Annotated in this window: 13 protein-coding genes; 8 read left to right on the plus strand and 5 right to left on the minus strand. The window is 59.1% G+C overall.

What is annotated here, in order from left to right; genetic code table 11:
* Positions 1-84: 84 nt before the first annotated feature.
* Positions 85-666: a DUF6436 domain-containing protein gene (locus ACMXYJ_RS02845; protein ID WP_415758706.1), complete on the minus strand. Its 582-nt coding sequence runs from the start codon at positions 664-666 to the stop codon at positions 85-87.
* Between the two features lie 97 nt (positions 667-763).
* Here ACMXYJ_RS02845 and ACMXYJ_RS02850 point away from each other — a divergent pair, with 97 nt between their 5' ends.
* Positions 764-1,711: an alpha/beta hydrolase gene (locus ACMXYJ_RS02850; protein ID WP_415758707.1), complete on the plus strand. Its 948-nt coding sequence runs from the start codon at positions 764-766 to the stop codon at positions 1,709-1,711.
* 117 nt (positions 1,712-1,828) lie between these two features.
* Here the strand turns inward: ACMXYJ_RS02850 and ACMXYJ_RS02855 are convergent, their stop codons facing one another.
* A complete protein-coding gene (locus ACMXYJ_RS02855; RefSeq protein WP_201184836.1) occupies positions 1,829-2,581 on the minus strand; it encodes a DUF2059 domain-containing protein in 753 nt (250 codons plus the stop codon).
* 108 nt (positions 2,582-2,689) lie between these two features.
* Here ACMXYJ_RS02855 and ACMXYJ_RS02860 point away from each other — a divergent pair, with 108 nt between their 5' ends.
* Both ACMXYJ_RS02860 and ACMXYJ_RS02865 read left to right on the plus strand, forming a co-directional pair.
* Positions 2,690-3,322 (plus strand): 2OG-Fe(II) oxygenase, encoded by a 633-nt coding sequence (locus ACMXYJ_RS02860; protein WP_415758708.1) that lies wholly within the window; start codon positions 2,690-2,692, stop codon positions 3,320-3,322.
* 2 nt (positions 3,323-3,324) lie between these two features.
* Positions 3,325-3,810 (plus strand): DUF523 domain-containing protein, encoded by a 486-nt coding sequence (locus tag ACMXYJ_RS02865; RefSeq protein WP_415758709.1) that lies wholly within the window; start codon positions 3,325-3,327, stop codon positions 3,808-3,810.
* Between the two features lie 137 nt (positions 3,811-3,947).
* On the opposite strand, the gene ACMXYJ_RS02870 is transcribed toward ACMXYJ_RS02865, so the two are convergent.
* Positions 3,948-4,532, minus strand: coding sequence for a transporter substrate-binding domain-containing protein (locus tag ACMXYJ_RS02870; protein WP_415758710.1), 585 nt, complete (start codon positions 4,530-4,532; stop codon positions 3,948-3,950).
* 135 nt (positions 4,533-4,667) lie between these two features.
* Between ACMXYJ_RS02870 and ACMXYJ_RS02875 the strand changes: the two genes are divergently transcribed.
* Positions 4,668-5,093: a DUF4399 domain-containing protein gene (locus tag ACMXYJ_RS02875; RefSeq protein WP_056738851.1), complete on the plus strand. Its 426-nt coding sequence runs from the start codon at positions 4,668-4,670 to the stop codon at positions 5,091-5,093.
* Positions 5,094-5,156: 63 nt separating this feature from the next.
* Here ACMXYJ_RS02875 and serA read toward each other — a convergent pair whose 3' ends face one another.
* Positions 5,157-6,386, minus strand: a complete 1,230-nt coding sequence (serA, locus tag ACMXYJ_RS02880) for a phosphoglycerate dehydrogenase (RefSeq protein WP_415758711.1) — start codon at positions 6,384-6,386, stop codon at positions 5,157-5,159.
* A 204-nt stretch (positions 6,387-6,590) separates the two neighbouring features.
* Here serA and ACMXYJ_RS02885 point away from each other — a divergent pair, with 204 nt between their 5' ends.
* The 4 genes from ACMXYJ_RS02885 to ACMXYJ_RS02900 all read left to right on the plus strand — a co-directional run bounded on the left by ACMXYJ_RS02885 (position 6,591) and on the right by ACMXYJ_RS02900 (position 10,923).
* Entirely contained in the window at positions 6,591-7,985 is a 1,395-nt protein-coding gene (locus ACMXYJ_RS02885) for an FAD-binding oxidoreductase (protein WP_415758712.1), read from the plus strand.
* 36 nt (positions 7,986-8,021) lie between these two features.
* Positions 8,022-8,687 (plus strand): fumarylacetoacetate hydrolase family protein, encoded by a 666-nt coding sequence (locus ACMXYJ_RS02890; RefSeq protein WP_046053735.1) that lies wholly within the window; start codon positions 8,022-8,024, stop codon positions 8,685-8,687.
* A gap of 259 nt (positions 8,688-8,946) precedes the next feature.
* Positions 8,947-9,876, plus strand: a complete 930-nt coding sequence (locus ACMXYJ_RS02895) for an SdiA-regulated domain-containing protein (RefSeq protein WP_415758713.1) — start codon at positions 8,947-8,949, stop codon at positions 9,874-9,876.
* Between the two features lie 129 nt (positions 9,877-10,005).
* The gene (locus tag ACMXYJ_RS02900; RefSeq protein WP_415758714.1) at positions 10,006-10,923 is read left to right on the plus strand and encodes an SdiA-regulated domain-containing protein; all 918 of its coding nucleotides are present in this window, start codon (positions 10,006-10,008) and stop codon (positions 10,921-10,923) included.
* A gap of 128 nt (positions 10,924-11,051) precedes the next feature.
* On the opposite strand, the gene rpiA is transcribed toward ACMXYJ_RS02900, so the two are convergent.
* Positions 11,052-11,726: a ribose-5-phosphate isomerase RpiA gene (rpiA, locus tag ACMXYJ_RS02905; RefSeq protein WP_415758715.1), complete on the minus strand. Its 675-nt coding sequence runs from the start codon at positions 11,724-11,726 to the stop codon at positions 11,052-11,054.
* Between the last annotated feature and the right edge of the window lie 90 nt (positions 11,727-11,816).

Below are 11,816 nucleotides of genomic sequence, written 5' to 3' on the forward strand. Positions count from 1 at the left end.
GCTGCAGTTCCCTGGCGCCACTGTTTAACACGGCTTGCCGACATGGCCATCGCACTTAGGAGGGATTCGCGTCTCCTGTCAGCTCTACTTCACTGCGTCGATGGGCCACGGGCAGTAACAACCCACGGCCAGTGTGTGCGTGGCATTCACCGCGCGGCCTTCATTCAACGCTTGCAGAATCGGTTCGATAAAGCTGTTGTTCGAATTGCAGGTCAGGCCTTCGCTGTACGGGCCGAAATACGCCAGTTTGCCGCTGCGATCCCAGATCGCCACGGCCGGGCTGGCGGGGATCTGTTCGGCGCCTGGCAGGACGGCGATGCTTTTCAGGCTGCTTAAGGTGCTCGGTAACTGCCCGTGGCTGCCAGGCTTTTGTACCGCAGAAAATTCCACGCCTTGCGGTACATAGCGCTCAACCAGTTCGCTCAGGTGTTGTTGGTTACCGACGTTGCACGGGCAGGCCGGGTCCCAGAAGTGCACGAGGCGGATGGCGCCGGGGCCGGCGAGGTTGTCGGGCAGGCGCAGCGGGTCACCGGAGAACACTGCGGTGTGCTCGCTGAACGCTCGCAGGTAGCGCCCCTCAAACCAGTCGTAAGCAGCCCACAGCACGCCGGCACACACGAGGGCGAGCAGGCTGGCAAGCAGTGTGGCGCGGTAGGGCGAGCGCATGGATTTCAGTCCTCGAAGGTGCGCTAGCTTGCCATGCTTGCCCCAACAGATGAATATCGCAGGCCCATAAAGTCCGTTTCACGTTCTGGAATTGCTCATGTCTGCCACTTTCGACTCCGATCATCTGCGTGCCAGCCTGCGGCCGCTGGCCGACTGGCAGCCTCTGTCGGAGGAAGCGCTGGCTTACCAGCATTTCTACGGGCTGGATTTTGCGGGGCGACACGTGCGCAGTGGCCTTGGGCGTTTCGCGGTCGATGGTTATGACGTGGTCAGCCAGGTCTGGTGGCCCGAGCGGGCGAAGGCGACGCTGTTTTTGTTCCACGGTTTTTACGATCACACCGGGCTTTACCGGCATGTGATCGAATGGGCGCTGGATCAGGATTTTGCGGTGATTGCCTGCGACCTGCCGGGACACGGGCTGTCCAGTGGCGAACGGGCCAGCATCAAGGATTTCACCGAGTACCAGGACACGCTGCAAGGGTTGTTTACCGAAGCGCAATCCCTGGATCTGCCGCAGCCGTGGCACCTGTGCGGGCAAAGCACTGGCGGCGCGATCGTGATCGATCATGTGCTCAATCAGGGCGCCAGCAGTCCGGCCCAGGGCCAGGTCATTCTGCTGTCGCCGTTGGTAAGACCACGGGCCTGGGGCTGGTCGCAACTCAGCTATTACCTGCTCAAGCCTTTCGTCAAAGCCATCGCCCGGCGCTTCAGCGAGAACTCCAACGACCCGGATTTTCTGCCCTTCCTTCAAGCGGACCCGTTGCAGCCGCTACGTCTGCCGACCGCCTGGGTCGGTGCGCTGGCGCGCTGGATCAAACGCATCGAAGCCGCACCGTACAGCATGCGGCGACCGCTGATTGTGCAGGGGCAGGCGGACATGACCGTGGACTGGGAGCATAACCTTGAAGTGTTGCGGGGCAAGTTCGATCGGCCGCAGGTGCTGATGTTGCCTGAGGCGCGGCATCACCTGGCGAATGAGACGCTGGCGTTGCGACGGGAGTATTTCGGGTTTTTGACGAAGCGGATCAAGGGCAGGAATCTTTAGCGTCTGTCAGGGCCTCATCGCGAGCAGGCTCACTCCCACATTGGAATGCATTCTCCTGTGGGAGCGAGCTTGCTCCGGGCGGCGTTCCGACGATAGCGATCTATCAGGCACCGAAGATTATTGGGTGAGGCTCGGCGTATCCTGCCCCACCGCCAGCCCTGCGCGAATCGCCGCCAATGCGGCCTGGTAATAAGCCTTGCCCTCGGTGGACTCGGCGAAGGTCGCGAACTCTTCCAGTTCTTCATCCGACAGGTCGCGATAGACATACAACAGCGTGTTGTTCAGGTCGTTACCGATCTGGTCCATCAAGCGCTGACGCTGACCATTCAACATGCCTTGAGCCTGACCACCGCCGAGCAAGCCTGGGATCATCGAACTGAGGCTATCAGCCGCGACGCCGGCAATCGCCAGGCTGACTTCCGCGCCAGCTTCGCGAGCGGGCAGGGCCTGGGCCAGATGGCCGATGATCAGCATGCGGCTGTCGCTGGCCTGGATCTTGGGCAAACCCTTGGCGTTTTTTGCCAACTGATCGCGACGGGTCGCGAGCAATTCGGCGGCCACGATTTTCTTGCCCAAGGGTGACTGAAAGAACGTCAGCGCGGGTTTCGGATCGGCGAGGGTCTTGCGCAATTGCGCTTCGGCGCGCTGGTCCACGGCCTGGGGGGCAAAGCGCTGATTGCTGTTATTCACCAGCGCCTGGAACACTGCCGGCGGCAGGCTGTTCTGGTACCGCTGCTGAGCGGCCGAGAGTGCGTCGTTGAAATGCGCGCGTTGTTCTGGCCAACCGGCGACCTTGTACAACTGGTCGTGGCCGTCTGCCCAAGCGGGCAATACACAGAACATCAACAGTGAAAAAAGCAAACGGCGCATAGGGACTCCTGTCAGCAGGCGACTATTCTCCGTGTGGCATTCGTCCTTGTCGAGAATTCGTATCAACCCGCTGCGCGGCTCTGTCGGATTTTCAGGCACAGGAATACTATGCGCGGCATGCGAATACCCTCTGATCACCCGCTGCTGTTACGTATCGTCGACGACCTGGCCGAACACGGCTGGTCGCAGCAGAATATTTTCCTTCCTCTGGGTCTGACCCAGGAACTGGCGGCTGAGTGCCGTAAACGTGCTGCCGAGGGCGAATTGGCCCCGGCCGCCGTGGGTCGAGGGGCAACATCCGAGATTCGCGAGGGGATTCGCGGCGACCATATCCAGTGGGTCGAGCCCGCCCAGGCGTTGGCGTGCGACAGCTATCTGGATTTGATGGACAGCCTGCGCGAGGCGATGAATCGCGGTTTGTTTCTGGGCCTGGAAGATTTCGAAAGCCATTTCGCGCTGTACCCGCCCGGCGCGTTCTACCTCAAGCATGTCGACCGTTTCCGCGACGATGACCGGCGCATGGTGTCGGCGGTGGTCTATCTCAATGACGACTGGCTGCCCGAGCACGGCGGCCAGTTGCGTATGTACCTGGGTGACGGCGTCGAGCGCGATGTAGTGCCTGCCGGCGGATGCCTGGTGGTGTTTCTGTCGGGTGAAGTGCCCCACGAAGTCCTGCCCGCGATCCGGGATCGCCTGTCGTTGACCGGCTGGTTCCGGCGGCGTGGCAACGAGCCGTTCTGATCATGCAAAAAATTCTGGTAAGCCGCTGTCTGCTGGGTCATCGCGTACGTTATGACGGCGGGGCCAGTGGGCCGTTCGATCGGCTTCAGCAGTGGCTTGATGAAGGTCGGGTGGTGCCGCTGTGTCCGGAAGTTGCTGGCGGGTTGCCGACGCCAAGGGCGGCGGCGGAAATTCCGGGTGGGCAGGGTGGTGAAGTGCTTGATGGCCATGCCTCAGTGATCACCACCGAGGGCGAGGACGTCAGCGCCGAGTTTCTCTCGGGGGCGTATCAGGCGTTGGAACTGGTGCAAAAGCACGGCATCCGCATTGCCGTGCTCAAGGCCAACAGCCCGTCTTGCGGGAATTTGTTGACCTATGACGGGACGTTCAGTGGTGTGAAGGTGAGTGGCGAGGGAGTGACTGCGGCGTTGCTCAGGCGCCATGGCGTGCAAGTCTTCAGTGAGCTCGAGTTGCCGCAAGCGGCGGCAGCCCTGAAAATCTTGGTCTGACGGCCAACACAAAACTAAATGTGGGAGCGGGCTTGCTCGCGAAGAGGGAGTATCAAGCAACATTGATGTCGACTGACACCCCGCCTTCGCGAGCAAGCCCGCTCCCACATTAGATTTCCAACAGTCGTTCTGATTGATCAGGGTTTCGGCGCCACACTCGTATCCGCTCCCAACCACTTCTGTTCCAGTGCCTCCAATCGCCCATCCGCCTTGATCCGCTGCAACGCATTCTCCAGGCTGGCATGAAACGCCGGGTTACCCTTCTGAAACGGAATCGCCAGGCTAACCGGCGAGCTGTCTTTTGGCTTTTCTTCAGTCAGCGATTGCACCAGCAGGATTGAACGTGGCTCTTCCTTCTGCGCGATCAATTGCGCGTTGGTGTGAATGTAAGGTTCGCTGAAGTCGAAACGATCCTTGAGGTCCGGGGTCACTGCTATGTGGTTGATGGCGACGTCGTACTTGCCGGTTTCAACACCTTGCAACAGATCGCTGGAATCGGTAACGACGAAGTCGGCCCGTACGTCCAGTTCGTTGGCCAGCAGTTGCCCCAATTCGACTTCGAAGCCCGTAAGTTTGCCGTCTTCCTTGAAATTAAAGGGCGGTGTATTAGCCTCAAGGGCAATACGCAATTCGCCTCGGTCGTTTACATCGTCAATCAGTTCGGCATGAGCCAAAGGGCTCAAAAGGGGTAGCACGCAGATCAGGCCAGGCAAAAAACGCATGGTCACTCCTTTGAATTCATTATCGCGATGCTCTGATTCAGGCTCGCTTTGCTATGGTTGTCGAGTGCCTTCGACAACGATTGGCCGTGAAGTTGTCATGGCCACACGGATTTTACGGAAAAACTGGAGAAGAGAATGAAAACCTTTATGTCACGAGCAGCATTGGCTGGCCTGTTGATGGGTGCTTCGATGCTGGCAACGGCTGCTACACCGGCTCCCAAAGGTGCAGAAGTGTCCATCGTCTCTCCTGCGGATGGAGCCACGGTTCCGCAAACCGTCGTCGTCAAGTTCGCGGTCGAGAACATTGCGCTGGCGCCAGCGGGCGATGTCACCAAGAACACCGGCCATCACCACTTGCTGATCGATGTCGATCAACTGCCAGCCGCCGGTGCGCCGATCCCCAACGATGCCAACCACCTGCATTTCGGCAAGGCGCAGACCCAGGCTGAAGTAAAACTGACGCCGGGCAAACACACCTTGCAGCTGGAGCTGGGCGATAGCGGCCACATGCCGTTCGATCCGCCGATCGTGTCGGAGAAAATCACCGTCAACGTTAAGTAACATTAGTCACGCCCATGAAAAAGGAGACCCGAAGGTCTCCTTTTTTTGTCGCTCAAGTCACTATCAGAACAACACGCGGCAACGAATGGTGCCGTTGATGTGCTGCAGCTTCTCTTGGGCAATTTCCGAGTAATCGGCGTCGACGTCGATCACGACGTAACCGACTTTCTCGTTGGTTTGCAGGAACTGACCGGAAATGTTGATACCGTTTTCGGCGAAGACCTTGTTGATCTCGCTCATCACACCCGGAATGTTCTCGTGGATGTGCAGCAGGCGGTGCTTGCCAGGGTGAGCCGGCAGGGCCACTTCCGGGAAGTTGACCGAGGACACCGACGTACCGTTGTCGCTGTACTTGACCAGCTTCTCTGCCACTTCCAGACCGATGTTGGCTTGCGCTTCAGCGGTGGAACCGCCGATGTGCGGGGTCAGGATGACGTTGTCCAGGCCACGCAGCGGGCTTTCGAACTCTTCGTCGTTGGAGCGAGGCTCCACCGGGAACACGTCGATGGCCGCGCCGATCAGGTGCTTGTCCTTGATCGCGTCCGCCAGCGCTTGCAGTTCAACTACAGTGCCGCGAGCCGCGTTGATCAGAATGCCGCCCTTCTTGATCGCACGGATTTCTTTCTCGCCGATCATCCACTGGGTCGCAGCGGTTTCCGGAACGTGCAGGGTAACGATGTCGGACATGCCCAGCAGCTCGGTCAGGTTACCGACCTGAGTCGCGTTGCCCAATGGCAGCTTGGTCACGGTGTCGTAGAAGTACACCTGCATGCCCAGGCCTTCAGCCAGGACCGACAGTTGAGTACCGATCGAGCCGTAACCGACGATGCCGAGCTTCTTGCCGCGGATTTCGAAGGAGTTGGCTGCGCTCTTGATCCAGCCGCCACGGTGGCAGGAAGCGTTCTTCTCAGGGATGCCGCGCAGCAACAGGATCGCTTCGGCCAGCACCAGCTCGGCAACGGAGCGAGTGTTGGAGTACGGAGCGTTGAACACTGCGATGCCGCGTTCGCGGGCAGCATTAAGGTCAACCTGGTTGGTGCCGATGCAGAAACAGCCGACAGCGACCAGTTTCTTCGCGTGATCGAAGATCTCTTCGGTCAGTTGAGTGCGGGAGCGAATGCCGATGAAGTGCGCATCAGCGATCTTTTCCTTCAACTGGGCTTCCGGCAGAGAACCTGTGAGGTACTCGATGCTGGTGTAGCCCGCCGACTTGAGGACGTCGACAGCCGATTGGTGGACGCCTTCGAGAAGAAGGAACTTGATCTTGCTCTTATCGAGAGAAGTCTTGCTCATCTGCGTAAACCTGTATCCCGGAGAAAAATGGCAGGAAATGGTCAACAGATGCTGACCCGGACGGCAAGAAGGCCGTCGCCACAGAATAGCCGTTGGGCACTATCCTGCGGGGTCGGTATGCTAGCATATGCACCCCGCTAAACACTCATTCCTGCGACGTGAAGCGTTCTCAGGATGACCATGAATTGTTCGAGAGTTCTGTCGATGACCAATCCTGCCCTGATTGAAGAGCTGAAGACCCTGGTTGAGCCTGGCAAGGTGTTGACCGATGCCGACTCCCTGAATGCTTACGGTAAGGATTGGACCAAGCATTTCGCCCCGGCCCCGACTGCCATCGTGTTCCCCAAGACCACCGAGCAGGTCCAGGCCATTGTCCGTTGGGCCAATGAGCACAACATCGCGCTGGTGCCGTCCGGCGGTCGCACCGGGCTGTCCGCCGCGGCGGTGGCTGCCAATGGCGAAGTCGTTGTGTCCTTCGACTACATGAACCAGATCCTCGACGTGAACATGACCGACCGTACCGCGGTCTGCCAGCCGGGTGTGGTGACCGAACACCTGCAGAACGTCGCCGAAGAAAAAGGCCTGTACTACCCGGTGGATTTCGCATCGGCAGGGTCCAGCCAGATTGGCGGCAATATCGGCACCAATGCCGGCGGGATCAAGGTGATTCGCTACGGCATGACCCGTAACTGGGTCGCTGGCATGAAAGTGGTCACCGGCAAAGGCGATCTGCTGGAGCTGAACAAAGACCTGATCAAGAACGCTACCGGCTACGACCTGCGTCAGCTGTTCATCGGCGCTGAAGGCACCCTCGGTTTTGTGGTTGAAGCGACCATGCGTCTGGACCGTGCCCCGAAAAACCTCACCGCGATGGTCCTTGGCACCACCGATTTCGACTCGATCATGCCGGTACTGCACGCGTTCCAGAGCAAGCTCGACCTGACCGCCTTCGAATTCTTCTCCGACAAAGCCTTGGCAAAGGTCATGGGCCGAGGCGACGTACCCGCGCCATTCGAAACAGATTGCCCGTTCTACGCGCTGCTGGAATTCGAAGCGACCACCGAAGAAGTGGCCAACCACGCCCTGGAAACCTTCGAGCACTGCGTTGAGCAGGGTTGGGTGCTGGACGGCGTGATGAGCCAGAGCGAAACCCAACTGCAGAACCTCTGGAAGCTGCGTGAATACATCTCCGAGACCATTTCCCACTGGACGCCGTACAAGAACGACATTTCGGTCACTGTGTCGAAAGTCCCGGCGTTCCTGAAGGAAATCGACGCGATCGTCGGCGAACACTACCCGGATTTCGAAATCGTCTGGTTCGGCCACATCGGCGACGGCAACCTGCACTTGAACATCCTCAAGCCGGAAAACCTGAGCAAGGACGAGTTCTTCGCCAAGTGCGCGACCGTCAACAAGTGGGTGTTCGAAACCGTTGAGAAGTACAACGGTTCGATTTCCGCCGAACATGGCGTGGGCATGACCAAGCGTGACTACTTGACCTACAGCAGATCAAAGGTCGAGATCGAGTACATGAAAGCCGTCAAAGCGGTGTTCGACCCGAACGGCATCATGAACCCGGGCAAAATTTTCGCTGTTTGACTTTTGAATTTAAGAGCAACGAAACAGGAGTCGGTAATGAGCTATCAGCACCAGTATGTCGACGGTACGCGTATTCACTTCCCGCTGGGGAAAGTGGTGTGCATCGGCCGTAACTACGCCGAACACGCCAAGGAACTGGACAACCCGGTGCCTACAGAACCGCTGCTGTTCATCAAGCCGGGCAGTTGCGTAGTGCCGCTGGAAGGTGGTTTCAGCATTCCGACTGAACGTGGCTCGGTGCATTACGAAGCGGAAATCGCGGTGTTGATCGGCAAGCCTTTGTCGACCAAACCGAGCCGTGAAGAAGTGCTCGATGCTATCTCCGGCTTCGCCCCGGCCCTGGACCTGACCCTGCGCGACAAGCAGGCCGAGCTGAAAGCCAAGGGCCTGCCGTGGGAAATCGCCAAGTCCTTCGACGGTGCTGCGGTGATTGCGCCATTCGTGTCCGGCAGCACGTTCGCTGACCTGACCGACATCGGCATCCGCCTGACCATCAACGGTGAAGTGCGCCAGGACGGCAACAGCAGCGCGATGCTCAACCCGATCGTGCCGATGATCCAGCACATGGCCGGCTGCTTCTCGCTGCAGGCCGGTGACGTGATCCTGACGGGTACGCCGGTTGGCGTTGGCCCGCTGAATGTCGGTGACGAACTGGTGATCGAATTGCCAGGCGCCAGCAGCTTCACCAGCAGCGTCCGCTAGTCGCATCACCGCAAAAAAAACTGTGGGAGCGAGCCTGCTCGCGATAGCGGTCTGTCATTCAACATCATTGTTGGATGTACTGGCCTCATCGCGAGCAGGCTCGCTCCCACATTGGTTTTTGTGTTCAGCCACAAAAGGGCTTTCCCGCCATTTCCCGTTTTTTTCACATCTCGTCCGGATAATTCCGGGACTTGCGGCGTCTGAGCCGGTCCCAATTGTGCTATTACCCTTAGCCTGAATTTCTGGAACGCATCCCTCGATGGTCACCCAACCACTGCCCAAGCTTAAAACTGCCCGCCGCTCGCGCTTTGTCATGCGTTGGTATTCCTGGCTTTTGCTGGTAGCCGCCGCCGCGTATGGCCTCGCATTTGCGATGCATTGGGATGACCGTGGTGTGCTCTGGGTGCTGGAGCGTTTCGAAAGCCCCGCCGAACGCCAGGAGAGCATCTGGCTGCCGGATTACCGGGCAGTGATCGATGCCAAGGTGCTGCCGGGCATGGAGAAGGACGAAGCCTCGGACCTGGCCTACGATCCGCAGTCCAAAACCCTGTTTTCAGTCATGGGCAATAAACCGTTCCTGGTCCAGCTGACGTTGCAGGGTGACGTGCTGCGCAAGATGCCGCTGGTGGGCTGGAGCAACCCGGAAGGCGTGACTGTAATGGGCAACGGTCTGCTGGCCATCGTCGATGAGCGCAAACACATGCTTTCCATCGTCAAGGTCGATGCCGATACCCGCGAGCTGAACATCGCCGACTTCCCGAAATACGACCTCGGCCCTTCGAAAGACCAGAACAAGGCGTTCGAAGCCATCGTCTGGGATTCGCGCAATCAACAAATGTTGCTGGGTGAAGAGCGTCCTCCGGCGTTGTTCACCTGGAAAAGCAACGATGGCCAGACACTCACCGGTGACAAGCAGAAACTCACCAGTGATGAACTGGACATCCGCAACCTCTCGGCGCTGGCCATCGACCCGCACACCGGGCACACCCTGGTGCTGTCTGCCGACTCCCATTTGTTGCTGGAGCTGGACGAGAAGGGTGAGCAGGTTAGCTTCATGACCTTGCTGGGCGGCTTCAATGGTTTGAAGAAAACCATTCCTCGCGCCGAAGGCGTGACCATGGACGATGCGGGCACGCTGTACCTGGTGAGCGAGCCGAACCTGTTCTATCGCTTCGAAAAGCAGAAATAAGCCTGCCGTGAGGGTGGCGCGCGGTCACCTGTTGGGGTACACCTGCGGGGCCGCGGCCACTGGCCATTAAGCTTCAGTTCAGACAGCCGTGGTATTTCATCCGCCCGCCCTGATTCCGAGCTTGCCCGAATGCGCCGACTTGCCCGCCCCAAACCCCTGATTCTGATCCTGTCGGTCATTGCGTTGATCGCGCTGGTTGCGGCCGGCCAGTACCTGCGCCTGTTCGAACGCGCCTGGTTCAACCTGCATACCCTTTGGCAGCCTATGAATAGTCAGTCCATCGCTCTGGATCAGTACCAGGTAGCGGTCGAGGCGCGAGTCATTGAGGGGCTGGACGACGATGTTTCGGCGCTGACCTTCGATCCGGTGCGCAAAAGCCTGTTCACCGTCACCAACAAAAACTCAGAGCTTATCGAACTGTCGCTGGACGGCCAGATTACTCGACGCATTGCGTTGGTCGGGTTTGGCGATCCGGAAGCCGTGGAATTCATCAGCGCCGACACGTACGTGATCACTGACGAGCGCGAGCAGCGGCTGATCAAGATTCACCTGGAAAAGGACACAACGTTCCTCGACGCAGCGGATGCCGAGCAGATGACCCTTGGCGTGCACATGAGCGGCAACAAGGGCTTCGAAGGCCTGGCCTACGACTCGGTGGGCAAACGGTTGTTCGTCGCCAAGGAGCGCGACCCGATGTTGATCTACGAAGTGCAGGGCTTTCCCCATTACAACCCGGAAAAATCTTACGCGGTGCACGTAGTGAACAACCCCAAGCGCGATGCCGGGATGTTCGTGACGGACCTGTCGAGCCTGCAATACGACGAGCGCAGCGGCCATTTGCTGGCGTTGTCGGATGAGTCGCGGTTGATTCTGGAACTCGATGTCGACGGGCGACCGCTGAGCACCCTGTCACTGAGCAAGGGGCGTCAGGGGTTGCAGAAGACAGTGCCGCAAGCGGAAGGGATCGCCATGGATGACGACGGTACGATGTACCTGGTGAGCGAGCCGAACCTGTTCTACGTCTTCAAAAAACCAGCACAACCCTAACAAACACCCCAAAACACTGTGGGAGCGAGCTTGCTCGCGATAGTGGTCTGTCATTCAACATCTCTGTCGACTGACATGGCCTCATCGCGAGCAAGTTCGCTCCCACAGGTTTTGCAGTGTTCTTGGGTTTACAGGGCGCGCAGGGTTTTCACGCCTTCGCTGGTGCCCAGCAGCAGCAAATCCGCCGGACGAGCCGCGAACAAACCGTTGGTGACCACGCCGACGATCGCATTGATCTGGGTCTCCAGCTCCACCGGGTTGGTGATCTGCATGTTGAACACGTCGAGGATGATGTTGCCGTTGTCGGTCAACACGCCTTCACGGTAAACCGGGTCGCCACCGAGCTTCACCAGCTCGCGGGCCACGTGGCTGCGGGCCATCGGGATCACTTCCACCGGCAGCGGGAACGCGCCGAGCACCGGCACCAGTTTGCTGGCGTCGGCGATGCAGATAAAGGTCTTGGCCACGGCCGCCACAATCTTCTCGCGGGTCAGGGCTGCGCCACCGCCCTTGATCAGGTTCAGGTGCTCGTCGCTTTCATCGGCGCCGTCGACGTAGAACTCCAGGTCGCTGACGGTGTTCAGCTCATACACCGGAATGCCGTGGCCCTTGAGGCGGGCAGCGGTGGCTTCGGAACTGGCGACCGCGCCGTCGAACGCGCCTTTGTGCTTGGCCAGTGCATCGATGAAGCAGTTGGCGGTGGAGCCGGTGCCGACCCCGACGATGCTCTTGTCGTCGAGTTTCGGGAGGATGAAGTCGACGGCGGCCTGAGCCACTGCCTGTTTGAGTTGATCCTGGTTCATGCGGGCTCCGAAGCGGGCAAGGGGGGAACGGAAAGGCCGGCATTATAGCCCCATGCCGAGTTAAAACCTCTTGATTCGTGTGGTCGCTCA

The sequence above is a fragment of the Pseudomonas arabinosi genome, from assembly GCF_047758675.1.
GTDB classification, from domain to species: Bacteria; Pseudomonadota; Gammaproteobacteria; order Pseudomonadales; family Pseudomonadaceae; genus Aquipseudomonas; species Aquipseudomonas arabinosi.